The following is a 15,212-nucleotide window of genomic DNA, read 5'->3' on the forward strand; positions in this document are numbered from 1 at the left end:
GCCTTGTCTTTACTGCTGATCAGGCGTGAGTGGTATTGTCGATGCCAAAAAACGGCATGCCTGCCTTGCGCAGCATGCCGGTCAGGGCAATCATGGGCAGGCCGGTCAGAGCGGTAGGGTCCGTGCTCTCGATTTTTTCAAGGATGGCGATCCCCAAGCCTTCGTTTTTGGCGCTGCCGGCGCAGTCGTAAGGTTGTTCAATGCGCAAATAGGCGTCGAGCTCGGCATTGGGCAGATCGCGGAAGGTGACGAAGGTCTGGACATTCTCGATTTGTATGAATGGCTCGCCGGGATTGCGGTTGTTCAACAGGCATAATGCTGTATGGAATGTCACGCGTCGACCGCGCATGCGGATCAGTTGTTTCAGGGCATTGTCGTGAGTGCCAGGTTTTCCGATTTGTTCGCCATCAAGCGTGGCGACCTGGTCGGAGCCGATGATAAGCGAGTTCGGGTTGGTCTTTGCGATGGCCTCGCCTTTTTGCCGGGCCAGGCGCAGGGCGGTGGCTTCGGGGCTTTCCCCTGCCGCGGGCGTCTCGTCGATATCGGGTGAAATCGCCTCGAAAGGCAGTTGCAGCCTGGATAGCAGCTCTTTCCGGTAGGTGGAGCTGGAGGCGAGAATCAGGCGGGGAAGAGGTGCTGGATTGTGCATTATGCGACAACAGGGTGGAAGTGTTTGCGAAAAATGCGCTAACACTTTGACGAATAAGGGAAAACGCTGGTATTATCGCAGGTTTTCCGGATTCTGCTTTCGCCATGAGCACTTTTGTGATCGACGCATTTGACTTTAGTCGGCTCAAAGAGCAAGCCGAAGGCGAGTTATCGGTAGCCGATCTGGCGCGTCTTGCCAGTGAAACGGTTGATCGCTCCGGCACCATTAAGTGGTCGTTGAGCGGCGGTGTCGACAAGCTCGGACATCCGCAATTGAGTCTCTCTATTTCTGGTCAGGTTAATCTGGTCTGTCAGCGTTGTTTGACGTCGATGCCGTTTCAGGTGTCGTCTGACTCAAAGCTGGTGTTGGCCAAGGATGAGGATGCCGCGGACGCCATCGAAGAATTGCTCGATGATGAAGAGGTTGATGTCATTGTTGGTGACGCAGCCTTGGATGTTGGCGTTCTGGTCGAGGATGAGGCTTTGCTGGCTCTGCCGGTGGCGCCCAAGCACGATGTGTGTCCAGGTCATGTTCCTGCTGAAGTGGTTGCGGCAGAGAAAGTTTCTCCGTTTTCGGTATTGAAGAATTTAAAGCAGTAATTGTTGGAGGCAAGCTTTCGGGTTTGTCAAAGTACGGATTCTCGGTTGGTCAGTCAATTTGCTAGCCGGATATGTTAAAATTTTAGAACTTAAGGTTTAGGAGTTATCATGGCTGTTCAGCAAAACAAAAAGACCCCATCGAAGCGCGGTATGCATCGTGCACACGATTTTCTGACAGCGCCACCGCTGGCAGTCGAGCCGACAACTGGTGAAACACACCTGCGTCACCACATCAGCCCGAACGGTTTCTACCGTGGTCGTAAAGTTCTGAAGACTAAGAACGACGAGTAATCGGGATTGCTGTTAAGGCGGAACGCGGCGCAATGATTTTTTAATTGGCGCCGCTTTTTATTATGCTGAATCAGCGTAGCGCGTCATTTTGAATCGCGCCAAATCTGCCCCATAATGCGGGTTGGCAAGGCTCTGAATCAAAACAATGACCATCAAAATTTCCATTGACTGTATGGGCGGCGATCACGGCCCGTCAGTTACTATCCCAGCCGCCATTTCTTTTCTGCAGCGCGAACCCGACGCCGAGTTGATCTTGGTCGGTCAGGAAGAATTGTTGCGCGCAGTTTTGCGCAAGCAAAAGCAGGCAGATATCGCTCGGATCCATGTCCGGCACGCCTCTGAGGTCGTCACTATGGACGATCCGATTGAAGTTGCTCTGCGGCGCAAAAAAGACTCGTCCATGCGCGTTGCCGTGAATCTGGTTAAGGACGGCCAGGCGAATGCGGCGGTTTCGGCCGGCAACACCGGCGCGCTCATGGCGGTTTCCCGCTATGTACTCAAAACGATACCTGGCGTTGATCGCCCGGCTATCTGCACTATTCTCCCGAATCAAAAAGACGGTCCGACCTACATGCTCGATCTGGGCGCCAATGTGGATTGCGAGCCGCAGCATTTACATCAATTTGCATTGATGGGTTCTGCCATGGTTTCTGCCATGGAAGGCAAGCCCAAGCCGTCAATCGGTCTGCTCAATGTTGGCGAAGAAGAAATTAAAGGCAATGAAGTGGTCAAGCAGACCGCCGAGTTGCTGCACGCCGACCATGAAAAGGGCATACTTAATTTTTACGGCAATGTCGAAGGCAACGATATTTTCGAAGGCACTACGGATATCGTGGTGTGCGACGGTTTTGTCGGCAATGTGACGCTGAAGGCTTCGGAGGGATTGGGGCGCTTCGTCAAGATCGTTCTCACCACGGAATTCAAAAAAGGCTTCTTCAACAAGCTGGGTGCCCTGATTGCTTACGGCGCCATCAAGGCCTTGTCGCGTCGGCTGAATCCTTCCCGTTACAATGGCGCCAGCTTGCTGGGCTTGCGCGGCCTGGTCTTTAAAAGCCACGGCGGCGCTGATGTGTACGCGTTCGAATGGGCGATCCGTCGCGCTTACGATGCGGCCAAATATGATGTGTTGTCGCGCATCACGACAACGATGGCGGAATTGATTCCGCAGGTGGAGGCCTTGCATGTCGCTGAGCGCGCCGCCACATCAACCGAACTAACAGAACAGAAAACGGTATGACTCTCTATAGCAAAATTGTCGGCACCGGCAGCTATCTGCCGCCCAAGCGTGTGACCAATGATGCGTTGGCAAAGCAACTGGCAGTAAAAGGCATCGAGACTTCCGACGAGTGGATCTTCTCGCGCAGCGGGATCTCCGCGCGCCACTATGCCGAGCCGGACGTGCTGTCGAGCGACCTTGCCGTAGCGGCGTCGCAACGCGCGCTTGAGATGGCAAAGCTGCAGCCGAATGATATTGATCTCATCATCATGGCGACATCGACGCCCGATCATCTGGGCGGTTTCCCAAGCACGGCCTGTGTGGTTCAGCGCAAGCTGGGCATCACCAACGGCGCTGCGGCGATGGACGTGCAGGCGGTCTGCAGCGGCTTCGTCTACGCGATGTCGGTGGCGGACAGCTTCATCAAATCGGGCGCGCACAAGAATGTGCTGGTGATCGGCGCGGAAGTGTTTTCGCGCATTTTGAATTTTGAAGATCGCACTACCTGCGTACTGTTTGGCGACGGCGCCGGCGCCATTGTCATGACAGCGTCAAAAGAACCCGGCATTCTCGCCTCGAAATTGCATGCTGACGGCAGTCATGGTCACATTCTGTGCGTACCCGGCAATGTCAATGACGGCGCAGTTGCCGGCAATGCGTACCTCTACATGGACGGCCCGGCAGTATTCAAGCTGGCTGTTTCCGTACTGGACAAGGTCGCGCGTGAAGTGCTGACCATTGCACAGGTTGATGCCAAGGAAATCGACTGGCTGATCCCGCATCAGGCCAATATCCGCATCATGCAAGGCACGGCCAAAAAACTCGGCCTGCCGCTGGAAAAAATGGTGGTGACGGTCGATGAGCACGGCAATACGTCGGCCGCATCGATTCCGCTGGCCTTGGATCAGGCAGTGCGCGACGGTCGCGTCAAGCCGGGTCACAACGTCATGATGGAAGGCGTTGGCGGCGGATTCACCTGGGGTGCCGTGCTGGTCAGGATGTAGCGGCCGCGCTTTCCGCGCTGATACGAATTGATTTATTAACGACAAAATAGAGCATGACAAAATTTGCTTTTGTTTTTCCGGGTCAGGGTTCACAAGCCATCGGAATGTTGAACGGATTTGCCGATAACGAAGTCGTCAAGGCGACTGTTGCGGAAGCTTCCGATGCACTGCAATTCGATCTTGGCAAGCTGATTGCCGAAGGCCCGAAGGAAGATCTGGATCTGACCACGAATACTCAGCCGGTCATGTTGACTGCTGCCGTGGCTTTTTATCGCGCATGGCTGGCGGCGGGTGGCAAGGCGCCTGCGCTGGTCGCTGGTCATAGTCTGGGTGAATATTCCGCACTGGTGGCTGCCGGCGTGATTGCATTCAAGGATGCGGTGCCGCTGGTGCGTTTCCGTGCGCAAGCCATGCAGGAAGCTGTACCTGTTGGTCAGGGCGGCATGGCGGCGATTCTCGGTTTGTCGGACGACGACGTGCGTGCTGCATGCGCTGAGGCTGCGCAAGGCGAGGTGGTTGAGGCTGTCAATTACAATTCGCCGGCCCAAGTGGTGATCGCCGGCGGTAAAGCGGCAGTTGAGCGTGCCTGTGAAATCGCCAAAGCCAAGGGCGCCAAGCGCGCGCTGGTGTTGCCGGTTTCTGCACCATTCCATTCCTCGTTGCTCAAGCCGGCGTCGGACCGTTTGCAGGCGTATCTGGCAAATGTGCCGTTCTCTGCGCCACAACTGCCGTTGATCAACAACGTCGATGTTGCCATCGTCAATGACCCCGCCGCAATTAAAGATGCGTTGGTGCGTCAGGCTGCCAGCGCCGTGCGTTGGGTTGAGACCGTGCAAAAAATGTCGGCCGAAGGCATCACGCATGTCGTCGAATGCGGTCCTGGCAAAGTGCTGGCTGGTTTGACCAAGCGTATCAACGGCGATCTGACTGGCGAAGCAATCGTCGATCAGGCTTCTCTGGACAAAGTATTGGAGTTATTGAAGTGAGTGATCAAAATTCGCAAAGTACGCAAAATTTGCAAAATCAAGTTGCGCTAGTCACCGGCGCATCCCGCGGTATCGGTCGCGCCATCGCTCAGGAGCTGGTTCGTCAGGGCGCCAAGGTGATCGGTACGGCAACCTCTGAGGCAGGCGCTGCCGCCATCAGTGACTATCTGGAGCAACTGCAGCCGGGTTGCGGCAAGGGCCTAGTTCTCAATGTGACGGACGTCGCGGCCTGTAATGCTGTCATTGACACGATTCAAAAAGAATTCGGCGGTCTTTCGATTCTGGTGAATAACGCCGGCATTACCCAAGATCAGCTTGCCATGCGCATGAAGGAAGAGGAGTGGGATAATGTCATTTCCACGAATCTGACTGCCGTGGGGCGTCTGTCGCGCGCCGTGTTGCGCGGCATGATGAAAGCCAGGCATGGCCGTATCATCAACATCACTTCCGTGGTCGGTTCGGCCGGTAATGCGGGGCAGATGAACTATGCTGCCGCCAAAGCGGGCGTTGCCGGCATGAGCCGCGCGCTGGCGCGCGAAATCGGCAGCCGCAACATTACGGTTAATTGCATTGCACCGGGTTTTATCGATACCGATATGACAAAAGTATTGGGCGAGCAGCAAACTGCGGCGTTGTTGCAGCAAATTCCACTGGGTCGTCTTGGTGCTCCGGAGGACATCGCTGCTGCGGTTTCCTTCCTCGCTTCACCACAGGCAGGCTATATCACTGGAACGACCTTGCATGTCAATGGCGGCATGTATATGAATTAGGCGTCTTTGGGCGCAGTTGGCAGCAAATTAAGTATTCTTGTCGGGAGTACTTAAAAGTAAATTTTTGGCGTGCAAACCTGATAAAATGCGCGCACTTTTGTAACCTATCCACTGGAGGCACTTATGTCCGATATCGAACAACGCGTTAAAAAGATCGTCGCTGAGCAACTGGGCGTCGCTGAAGCTGACATCAAGACTGAATCGTCGTTCGTGGACGATCTGGGCGCTGACTCCCTCGACACCGTCGAGCTGGTCATGGCACTGGAAGATGAGTTCGAAATGGAAATCCCAGACGAACAAGCTGAAAAAATTACAACCGTGCAACAGGCGATCGATTACGCCAAGGCACACGTCAAGGCCTAAGTTGGTTTTGAACGACTCCAGGAGAATTGCTTGAGCCGCTCACGTGAACGTCGCGTAGTCATTACCGGTCTGGGATGCATTTCACCCGTTGGCAATAATATTGCCGACGCATGGGGTGCAGTCAAAGAAGGTAAGTCGGGCATTGCTACCATCACGAAGTTTGATGCCACTCCTTTCACCACGCATTTTGCGGGTGAAGTGAAGGGCTTCAATATCGAAGACTACATCCCCGCCAAAGAAGCTCGCCACATGGATACCTTTATCCATTTCGGCATGGCGGCAGGGATGCAGGCCATGCAGGATAGTGGCCTGGTCGTTACCGACGAGAACGCTGATCGTATCGGCGTCATTATCGGTTCCGGCATTGGTGGTTTGCCTTTGATCGAGCAAACGCATGAAGAGCTGACCAATCGCGGCCCGCGTCGCATCAGCCCGTTCTTCATTCCAGCGTCGATCATCAATATGATTTCCGGCAACTTGTCGATCAAGTACGGTCTGAAGGGTCCTAATCTGGCCATCGTGACTGCTTGTACAACAGGTCTGCATTGCATCGGCTCGGCCAGCCGCATGATTCAGTACGGCGATGCCGATGTGATGATTGCCGGTGGTGCGGAGTCCAGTGTTTCGCCTTTGGGTATCGGTGGTTTCGCTTCTGCGCGTGCACTGTCGACACGCAATGACGATCCGGCGACTGCATCCCGTCCATGGGATAAGGATCGCGACGGCTTCGTGCTCGGCGAAGGTGCCGGCGTGATGGTGCTGGAAGAGTATGAGCATGCCAAGGCGCGTGGCGCCAAGATCTATGCTGAAGTGCTCGGTTTCGGGATGAGCGGTGACGCTTATCACATGACCGCGCCGAATCTGGATGGTCCGCGTCGTTGTGTGGTTTCGGCCCTGCGCGATGCTGGCGTCAATCCGGATGAAGTTCAGTACCTGAATGCGCACGGTACATCTACTCCGCTTGGTGACAAGAATGAAACCGATGCGATCAAGGCGGCATTCGGTGATCATGCTTACAAGATGGTCGTCAATTCCACCAAGTCCATGACTGGCCATTTACTGGGCGGTGCAGGCGGGCTGGAATCGGTGTTCACCGTGTTGGCGTTGCATAATCAGATCTCTCCTCCGACGATGAACATCTTTAATCAGGATCCGGAATGTGACCTTGATTACTGTGCCAATCAGGCGCGCGATATGAAGATTGATATTGCCGTCAAGAATTCATTTGGATTCGGTGGCACTAACGGCACTCTGGTGTTCGGTAAGGTGTAAATACCCTAACTCGGCTTTCAATTGAAAGCCGAGTTCGTTTCTCCACTCCAATTTATATGTCGATAGCAGTCTCCGCGGATATCAAGCCTTCCCGTATGCTATTGCTCATGATGGCTGCTGCAGCTATCGTCGTCGCTCTCATCGGCGTTATCTTTGCTTTTGCTCTGGTGGGGCAATTGTCTTTCCTGGTCAGAATGTCGCTGGCTGCCGTCTGTATTGTGGCGGCGTTGCTGGCATTTTGGCTGGTGCTGCAAAATCGTAAAGCTGTTTGGCTGCATATTTCCGGGACCGGGCAGATCCGGCTGGTAGAGCACCATGCGGCTGTCCGGGCCAAGACGGGTTCGCGCGTCATGAGCGGTGGTTTGGCGCAGTTGCTGGCCGGCTCAACGGTGTGGCCAAATCTGCTTTTGCTGCGTCTGAGACTTGAAAACGGCAAAGTGCGCACCATACCTGTCTTGCCGGACTCTGTCTCGAAGGAAACTTTCCGTGCGCTGCAAGTGGCTTGCCGCTGGGTTGCAAGTCATAATAACGACGCCCGCTAGGCATGCGATTCACTTAAAAACAAAAAAGATAGTACGCTTGCTGAATTTATTGCGTCACAACTGGTCAATGACTCGGGTTGTGCAGAAATGATAAAAAAACAAGGAACCTGGATTTGACGACGGAACGCGAAATTGATCAACTGCTTGTCGAGCGTGTACAGCGTGGCGATAAGAAGGCGTTCGAGCTATTAGTTGCCAAATATCAACGGAAACTGATGCGGCTCGTTTCGCGTTTAGTACGCGATCAGGCTGAAGCTGAGGATGTCGTGCAAGAGGCGTTCATCAAAGCCTATCGTGCGCTGCCTCAGTTTCGCGGTGATTCCGCGTTCTACACCTGGTTGTATCGTATTGGTATCAATACGGCAAAAAACTATCTGGTGACAATGGGGCGCCGGGCGCCGACATCCACCGAGGCTGATGCCGAAGAAGCTGAAACTTTTGACGATGGCGAGCACCTAAGGGACATCAACACCCCTGAGTCAATGCTGGCAACCAAGCAAATTGCCCAGACCGTCAACGTAGCAATGGAGGCGTTGCCGGAGGAATTGCGAACAGCAATCACTCTGCGGGAAATTGAAGGTTTGAGTTACGACGAAATCGCTGATGCCATGGGATGTCCGATTGGCACCGTGCGTAGCCGGATTTTCCGGGCACGCGAGGCGATCGCGGAGAAACTGAGGCCGCTGTTGGGTACTGCAATCGACAAGCGCTGGTAACGTCGATGGCTGTATGCAAAAGGCAGGTGTAGTGGGTTATGCGCAGTATCGAGTTTTGTAGGTAAGCGACATAAAAATAAGAGTGGGTGATGGAACTGAATTTTGTGGCCGGGTGACTACTTATGGATACCAAAGAAATTAGCAGAGAACAGATTTCGGCATTGGCCGACGGTGAGCTTGTTGACGCACACGTCAACGTAGCATTAGCCGTGTTGCGTCAGCCTGAGGAGCAGATCACATGGGATCTGTATCATCAGATTGGCGACGTTCTGCGCTCCGATGAAATGGCATTTTCACTCAGTGAAGGATTCACTGCGAAAATGCACGCACTTCTGGATGCCGAGCCGGTAATTATTGCTCCGCACATTGCCCCACAGTTGAATACGGTCGCGGCGGAGCAGATCATTGTTCCTGCCGCTGCCGCAAACGGTGGTTCGATGCGCAGACGCTTCGTGCGACGTTTTGCAATGCCGGGTGCGGCGGTTGCGGCAGCAGTTGTGGCGGTTGTTTTTGTGGCCTCTCCGCAGCAGCCTACGACGATGGCCAATAACGGTGGTGCCACTGGCACTGCAGCATCGGCAATCGTGGCGCCGTCTGGCATTACGACAGTTGCTGCGACTTCAGCGCCTCAAAGTGCTGCGCAAGTCAGCAGCCTGGCGCAACAGGGCGAGGTCGCTCGCGATCCTCGTATTGACGATTATTTGCTGGCCCACCAGCGTTTCTCGCCTTCCATGTACAGTTCGGTCCAATATGCCCGTTCGGCGGCTTTTGCAATTGACTCAGATAAATAATATGCGGCAGACACAAGGTTTGCTCCGGGTCGTTCTTTTCCTTTCGGCATTCATGGCATTCTCCGCTCGGGCGGAGAATGCACTGCCGGCAAAAGTGAGCAACAATCAGGACGCGCAGGTCTTACTTAAAAAAATCCAATCCGCTGCTCAGCGGTTAAATTATTCCGGTACCTTCGTTTATCAGCAGTCCAACCAGATCCGTACGTCGCGTATCACGCACATTCTGTCCGGCAAGAATGAAATCGAAAAGCTGGAAGTCCTCGACGGCAAGCCACGCGAATACATTCGCAACAATGATGATGTCGCTTGTTATGTGCCGGAAGCGAAGACGGTTCTGATCGAAAAACGCATTACCCGAGACGTATTTCCGGCGATTCTGGCAGCCAATCCCACCGATCTGGTTGATTACTACAGCGTCAAAATGGGTGAAACCGGGCGCGTTGCCGGTCATGACTGCCAGGCAGTGATCCTCGAACCAAAAGACAAGCTGCGCTATGGCTACAAGCTCTGGGCGGACAAGGCTACCGGGCTGCTATTGCGCGCGCAGACTTTTGATGGAAAGAATGAGGTGGTGGAGCAAATCTCCTTCACGCAAATCGAAATCGGCAACATCGATCACAACCGCGTGAAGCCGACCTTCACCAATACCAGTGGCTGGCATATTGAGAACTCCGTCATGAGTCAGGTCAACCTCTCTGGCTGGGCGGTGACGCCGCCACCGGGATTCAAGAAGATTCAAGAAGTAAAGCGCCTGATCTCCGATACGCAAAATACAGGTACTTCTGCAACTCAGCATGGGGTGACGACGCAGCGTGAAGTCTCTCAGATCGTATTTTCGGATGGTCTTGCTGCGATTTCGGTATTCATCGAGCCTGGCTCGCAAAGCCGTACTGAAGGTTCCATGCAACAGGGTGCCATGAATATTGTTGGTCGCCGTCAAGGCGACTATTGGCTCACCGTTGTTGGTGAAGTGCCCGGTGCAGCGATTCGACAAGTGTCAAACTCAATAGAGTTCAAATCCAAATAATACAAAAATCCACATGATGATTCCCGCAAAGAAAGTCCTGTTGTCGTCGCTTCTGAGTGCGTCGGTTCTTGCGTTGTCGCCTTCGCTATTTGGCTTGAGCGCTGTAGTTGCCGCACCGGCCGTTGCAGGCTTGCCGGATTTTGCAGACATCGTTGATCGTACCGGCCCGGGTGTCGTTAATATTCGCACCACGGAGCGCGTCAAAACAGGTCAGCCTCAAGCGGGCGCTGATGACGAAGAAATGCAGGAATTTTTCCGCCGCTTCTTCGGCGTGCCAATGCCTCGTCAGCAGCCTAATACACCCAATACACCAAACACCCCGAATACGCCGCGAAATAAGGGTAAGGGCGGCAATGTGCAGCAAGAAGAAGTGCCGCGTGGTGTCGGATCCGGCTTCATCATTTCGGCTGATGGTTACATCATGACTAACGCGCACGTGGTTGAGGGGGCAAGCGATGTGTATGTCACCTTGACCGACAAGCGCGAGTTCAAGGCCAAGATCATTGGCTCTGATACGCGTACAGATGTGGCGTTGCTCAAGATTGATGGTTCCAACCTTCCGCGTCTGGTAATTGGCGATTCGGACAAAATCCGCGCAGGCGAATGGGTGTTGGCGATCGGTTCTCCGTTTGGTTTGGAAAACACCGTGACAGCAGGGATTATTTCTGCCAAGGCGCGTGACACCGGCGACTATCTGCCATTGATTCAAACCGACGTCGCTGTGAATCCCGGCAATTCCGGTGGTCCGTTGATCAATCTCAAGGGGGAGGTCATCGGTATCAACTCGCAGATCTATAGTCGTTCCGGCGGATTCATGGGAATCTCCTTCGCAGTGCCGATTGACGAGGCGCTGCGGGTTTCCGATCAGTTGAAGGCGAGCGGACGCGTGACGCGCGGTCGCATTGGCGTGCAAATTGGCGAAGTGACTAAAGATGTCGCTGAGTCGCTGGGCTTGGCCAAGGCGCAAGGTGCGATGGTGCAACGCGTCGAGCCGGGCGGTCCTGCTGATAAGGGCGGTCTGGAAGCCGGAGATATCATTCTCAAATTCAACGGCGCCACAATTGAAAAGCCAAGCGATCTGCCGCGCATGGTCGGAAACATCAAGCCGGGTTCGCGTGCGACCGTCAACGTCTGGCGTAAAGGTAGCGCACGTGACGTCAGCCTGACTGTCGTGGAACTTGAGGCGGACAAGCCTGCCAAGGTCGAAGAGAAGAAGCCAAAGCAAGAGGCTGTCCCTAATTCCCTGGGCCTGATCGTCAGTGATTTGAGCGATGCGCAAAAGAAAGAGCTGAAGATCGAAAACGGCGTACTGGTCGAATCTGCTGTCGGCGTGGCTGCTGCAGCCGGTCTGCGTGCAGGTGACGTCGTGCAGCGGCTGAACGATATCGATATCAAGGATGCCAAGCAATTCAATGGTTTGGTTGCCAAGCTGGATCCGAAGAAGCGCGCAGCTGTGCTGGTGCGCCGCGGTGATTCGTCGCAGTTTGTTCCATTGCGCCCCAGCACTAGCGGCAATTAAGGATAGTTAGGGCAATCTAGGACAGGCCTCATTCAGGCTGGTCTGGTAATTTGATTTTGGTAAAGGCTGCATGCTTCACGGCATGCAGCCTTTTATCTGTCGCAGATTGAGGCGTTTGATGTCAGCCACTCACTTCATCGTTTATTCCCGGTCGTATTGTCATCTGTGCGAAGACATGGCGAATGCTCTGGAGGCATTGCGCCCTGATTGTGACTTCAACGTCGAAATGATTGATGTCGACGCGGATGAGGCGCTGGTCGCGCTTTATGATGAGTTGGTTCCGGTATTGGTCGGGAAGAAGGAGGGGCAGCCGCCTGTGCAGCTATGTCATTACTTTCTTGATGTGTCGGCAGTAAAACAGTTCTTGCTCGATGGAAATTAATCGTTTGTTGAATTTGGCACCACTTGGGCAAGCAGCATATTCATCGGGCGTTTTGGGTTGTAAATCGGCTATTCCCGGCAAACACCTTCTTCAAAGCCCTAATGACGGAAAGAATCTGCGCTGATGACGGTTCGTCAATGGTGATTCGGGTTTTAGCCCCTGAAATCCGGTAGAATGCTGGGTTGTACAAAAGCTGTTGTAAAGGCGCTCACTTGGGGGACGCTCCCATTCTGGGGCGCCTTTTTTCATCGTTTTCCGCAATTTAATGAACAATATCCGTAATTTCTCGATCATTGCCCACATTGACCACGGCAAATCCACGCTTGCTGATCGCATCATTCAGCTCTGCGGCGGCCTCTCCAATCGTGAGATGGAAGCTCAGGTGCTTGACTCGATGGACATCGAACGCGAACGTGGCATCACGATCAAAGCGCAAACCGCTGCGTTGCAGTACAAGGCGCTTGACGGCAATATCTACAATCTCAATCTGATTGATACGCCGGGCCACGTCGACTTCAGCTATGAAGTCAGCCGCTCGCTGTCCGCCTGCGAAGGCGCGTTGCTGGTTGTGGACGCATCCCAAGGGGTGGAAGCGCAGACGGTCGCCAATTGCTACACCGCGCTGGAGTTGGGTGTTGAGGTTGTGCCGGTTCTGAACAAGATCGACTTGCCGTCCGCTGATCCTGACAACGCCAAGAGCGAGATTGAAGAAGTCATCGGTATCGACGCCTCCGACGCGACGCCATGCTCGGCCAAAACCGGCTTGGGCGTGCAAGACGTCATCGAGGCCTTGATTGCCAAGGTGCCGTCTCCAAAAGGTGACCCCAATGCACCGCTGCAGGCGCTGATCATCGACTCCTGGTTCGATAACTACGTCGGTGTGGTCATGCTGGTGCGTATCGTCAACGGCACCTTGCGTCCGAAGGAAAAGATTTTCCTAATGGCGACAGAGTCTACCCACCTGACTGAAAGCATCGGCGTCTTTACGCCCAAGTCGCAATCGCGCGAGACGCTTTCCGCAGGGCAGGTCGGTTTCATCATTGCCGGCATCAAGGAATTGAAAGCAGCCAAGGTTGGTGACACCGTCACGCTGGCGGCGAACAAGGCTGCCGAACCGCTGCCGGGATTCAAGGAAGTCCAGCCGCAGGTGTTTGCCGGCCTGTTCCCGGTGGAAGCGAATCAATACGACGCCTTGCGTGACTCGCTTGAAAAACTCAAGCTCAACGATGCAGCGCTGCAATACGAACCTGAAGTTTCGCAAGCGCTGGGCTTCGGCTTCCGCTGCGGCTTCCTCGGTTTGCTGCACATGGAAATCGTGCAGGAACGTCTTGAGCGCGAATTCGACATGGACCTGATCACGACTGCGCCGACCGTGGTGTATGAAGTCGTGATGCGCGATGGCGAAGGCACCATCCTGATGGTCGACAATCCGTCGAAGATGCCGGAGCCGTCGCGGATTGAAGAAGTGCGCGAGCCTATCGTCACCGTCAATCTGTACATGCCGCAGGAATACGTCGGCTCGGTCATCACGCTGTGTACACAAAAGCGTGGCGTGCAGATCAACATGAGTTATCACGGCAAACAGGTGCAACTGACCTACGAAATGCCGATGGCTGAAATCGTGCTCGACTTCTTCGATCGTCTGAAGTCGACCTCGCGCGGTTATGCGTCGATGGACTACGAATTCAAGGAATACCGATCGGCAGATGTGGTCAAGGTCGACATGCTGATCAACAGCGAAAAGGTCGATGCGCTGGCGATTATTGTCCACCGCGCCAACAGCCAATTCCGCGGCCGTGCAGTGGCCGCCAAGATGCGTGAACTGATCCCGCGTCAGATGTTCGACGTGGCGATTCAGGCCGCCATCGGCGCCACGATCATCTCGCGTGAAAACGTCAAGGCCTTGCGTAAGAACGTGCTGGCCAAGTGCTACGGCGGCGACATCAGCCGTAAGCGCAAGCTGCTCGAAAAGCAAAAAGCCGGCAAGAAGCGCATGAAGCAAGTCGGCTCGGTGGAGATTCCGCAGGAAGCGTTCCTGGCAATTTTACAAGTGGATGAAAAATGAACTTGCAGTCCCTCTTAGGTAACTTCGCGCTGATTCTGTTTGTGCTGATGATCGTGACCGGAGTGATCTGGTTTCTTGATGTGTTCTTCTGGTCCAAGCAGCGTCGCGCCAAAGCAGACGCAGCATTGGCAGAGTTCGATGCGCGTATCGCCAAGCTGAGCGGTGAGGGCATAAAGAGCGATACCAATGGGCGTGCGGCGCTTGAAGCAAGCTTGTTGCGTCAGCCGATCTGGATTGAATACTCGGGAAGCTTTTTTCCGGTCATCGCGCTGGTGTTTTTCCTGCGCTCGTTTCTGTATGAGCCGTTCAAGATTCCATCGAGCTCGATGGTGCCGACGCTGCAGGTCGGTGATCTGATTCTGGTGAACAAATATACCTACGGTATTCGCCTGCCGATCATTAACAAAAAAATCATCAATGTGAATAATCCGCAGCGCGGCGACGTCATGGTCTTTAAGTATCCTGAAGATACGTCAGTTGACTACATCAAGCGTGTTGTAGGCGTGCCAGGTGATAAAATAGTCTATAAAAACAAGCGCCTAACGGTAAATGGTAAAGAAGTTTCTTACAAGCCATTGCCAGATTATCTGGATGATGGGAATCTGACGTACTATAAGCAATGGCAAGAAACGCTGACTGGCGTTGAGCACAACATACTGACCGACGAGCGGGCTCCGAATTTTGTGCCTGATCCGCATCAGTATCCAATGAGAGACCTGTGCTCTTACAACGCCGAAGGCTTTGCCTGCACGGTACCGACCGGTCAGTACTTCATGATGGGCGACAACCGCGACAACAGCCTGGACAGCCGCTATTGGGGCTTTGTCCCGGATGAAAACATTGTCGGAAAAGCATTCTTTGTCTGGATGAATCTGGGTAATTTGAAGCGTATTGGCAGTTTTCATTAAGTTTCTGTCAGGCATCATCTTTTTGGAGCAGGGGAGAAAAAACCTTTTTCAGGTATTTTTTCAGTCCAGGAAAATCCTACTGTCAGCCGACCATGGCGTCTGGTAACGATAC

17 protein-coding genes are annotated in these 15,212 nt (G+C 54.0%); 16 read left to right on the plus strand and 1 reads right to left on the minus strand.

All coding sequences use genetic code 11. The features are described from left to right. Positions 1 to 19: 19 nt before the first annotated feature. Complete coding sequence (locus PQR63_RS02700; RefSeq protein ID WP_408165450.1) at positions 20 to 649, minus strand: Maf-like protein; 630 nt, start codon at positions 647 to 649, stop codon at positions 20 to 22. A 104-nt stretch (positions 650 to 753) separates the two neighbouring features. Here PQR63_RS02700 and PQR63_RS02705 point away from each other — a divergent pair, with 104 nt between their 5' ends. The 16 genes from PQR63_RS02705 (at position 754) to lepB (ending at position 15,100) form a co-directional block, all read left to right on the plus strand. Then, the gene (locus PQR63_RS02705; protein WP_408165452.1) at positions 754 to 1,248 is read left to right on the plus strand and encodes a YceD family protein; all 495 of its coding nucleotides are present in this window, start codon (positions 754 to 756) and stop codon (positions 1,246 to 1,248) included. 108 nt (positions 1,249 to 1,356) lie between these two features. Next, entirely contained in the window at positions 1,357 to 1,539 is a 183-nt protein-coding gene (gene rpmF / locus PQR63_RS02710) for a 50S ribosomal protein L32 (protein ID WP_006463510.1), read from the plus strand. Positions 1,540 to 1,684: 145 nt separating this feature from the next. Then, entirely contained in the window at positions 1,685 to 2,776 is a 1,092-nt protein-coding gene (gene plsX, locus PQR63_RS02715) for a phosphate acyltransferase PlsX (RefSeq protein ID WP_408165454.1), read from the plus strand. Next, a complete protein-coding gene (locus tag PQR63_RS02720) occupies positions 2,773 to 3,759 on the plus strand; it encodes a beta-ketoacyl-ACP synthase III (protein ID WP_408165455.1) in 987 nt (328 codons plus the stop codon). Before plsX ends, PQR63_RS02720 begins: the two co-directional genes overlap by 4 nt. A 53-nt stretch (positions 3,760 to 3,812) precedes the next feature. Then, complete coding sequence (fabD, locus tag PQR63_RS02725; protein ID WP_408165457.1) at positions 3,813 to 4,745, plus strand: ACP S-malonyltransferase; 933 nt, start codon at positions 3,813 to 3,815, stop codon at positions 4,743 to 4,745. Further along, complete coding sequence (gene fabG / locus PQR63_RS02730; RefSeq protein WP_408165459.1) at positions 4,742 to 5,515, plus strand: 3-oxoacyl-ACP reductase FabG; 774 nt, start codon at positions 4,742 to 4,744, stop codon at positions 5,513 to 5,515. Before fabD ends, fabG begins: the two co-directional genes overlap by 4 nt. A gap of 123 nt (positions 5,516 to 5,638) precedes the next feature. Next, positions 5,639 to 5,878, plus strand: coding sequence for an acyl carrier protein (gene acpP, locus PQR63_RS02735; protein WP_007881445.1), 240 nt, complete (start codon positions 5,639 to 5,641; stop codon positions 5,876 to 5,878). Positions 5,879 to 5,908: 30 nt separating this feature from the next. After that, positions 5,909 to 7,150, plus strand: coding sequence for a beta-ketoacyl-ACP synthase II (gene fabF, locus PQR63_RS02740; protein ID WP_094564723.1), 1,242 nt, complete (start codon positions 5,909 to 5,911; stop codon positions 7,148 to 7,150). Between the two features lie 56 nt (positions 7,151 to 7,206). Then, a complete protein-coding gene (locus PQR63_RS02745) occupies positions 7,207 to 7,692 on the plus strand; it encodes a protein YgfX (RefSeq protein WP_408165461.1) in 486 nt (161 codons plus the stop codon). A 113-nt stretch (positions 7,693 to 7,805) separates the two neighbouring features. Continuing rightward, the gene (rpoE, locus tag PQR63_RS02750) at positions 7,806 to 8,408 is read left to right on the plus strand and encodes an RNA polymerase sigma factor RpoE (protein WP_007881448.1); all 603 of its coding nucleotides are present in this window, start codon (positions 7,806 to 7,808) and stop codon (positions 8,406 to 8,408) included. A gap of 122 nt (positions 8,409 to 8,530) precedes the next feature. Further along, positions 8,531 to 9,199: a sigma-E factor negative regulatory protein gene (locus tag PQR63_RS02755; RefSeq protein WP_408165463.1), complete on the plus strand. Its 669-nt coding sequence runs from the start codon at positions 8,531 to 8,533 to the stop codon at positions 9,197 to 9,199. Position 9,200: 1 nt separating this feature from the next. After that, entirely contained in the window at positions 9,201 to 10,226 is a 1,026-nt protein-coding gene (locus tag PQR63_RS02760) for a MucB/RseB C-terminal domain-containing protein (protein WP_408166120.1), read from the plus strand. 16 nt (positions 10,227 to 10,242) lie between these two features. Then, positions 10,243 to 11,745 carry a DegQ family serine endoprotease gene (locus tag PQR63_RS02765; RefSeq protein WP_408166122.1) on the plus strand — a complete coding sequence of 501 codons (1,503 nt, stop codon included), beginning with the start codon at positions 10,243 to 10,245 and terminating at the stop codon, positions 11,743 to 11,745. Between the two features lie 118 nt (positions 11,746 to 11,863). After that, entirely contained in the window at positions 11,864 to 12,127 is a 264-nt protein-coding gene (locus tag PQR63_RS02770; protein ID WP_408165465.1) for a glutaredoxin family protein, read from the plus strand. Positions 12,128 to 12,392: 265 nt separating this feature from the next. Continuing rightward, a complete protein-coding gene (lepA, locus tag PQR63_RS02775; RefSeq protein ID WP_408165466.1) occupies positions 12,393 to 14,192 on the plus strand; it encodes a translation elongation factor 4 in 1,800 nt (599 codons plus the stop codon). Beyond that, complete coding sequence (gene lepB, locus PQR63_RS02780) at positions 14,189 to 15,100, plus strand: signal peptidase I (RefSeq protein ID WP_408165468.1); 912 nt, start codon at positions 14,189 to 14,191, stop codon at positions 15,098 to 15,100. The genes lepA and lepB overlap by 4 nt, the downstream gene beginning before the upstream one ends. Positions 15,101 to 15,212: the final 112 nt, after the last annotated feature.

The sequence above is a fragment of the Herbaspirillum rhizosphaerae genome (assembly GCF_046025915.1).
GTDB classification, from domain to species: domain Bacteria; phylum Pseudomonadota; class Gammaproteobacteria; order Burkholderiales; family Burkholderiaceae_D; genus Herbaspirillum; species Herbaspirillum rhizosphaerae_A.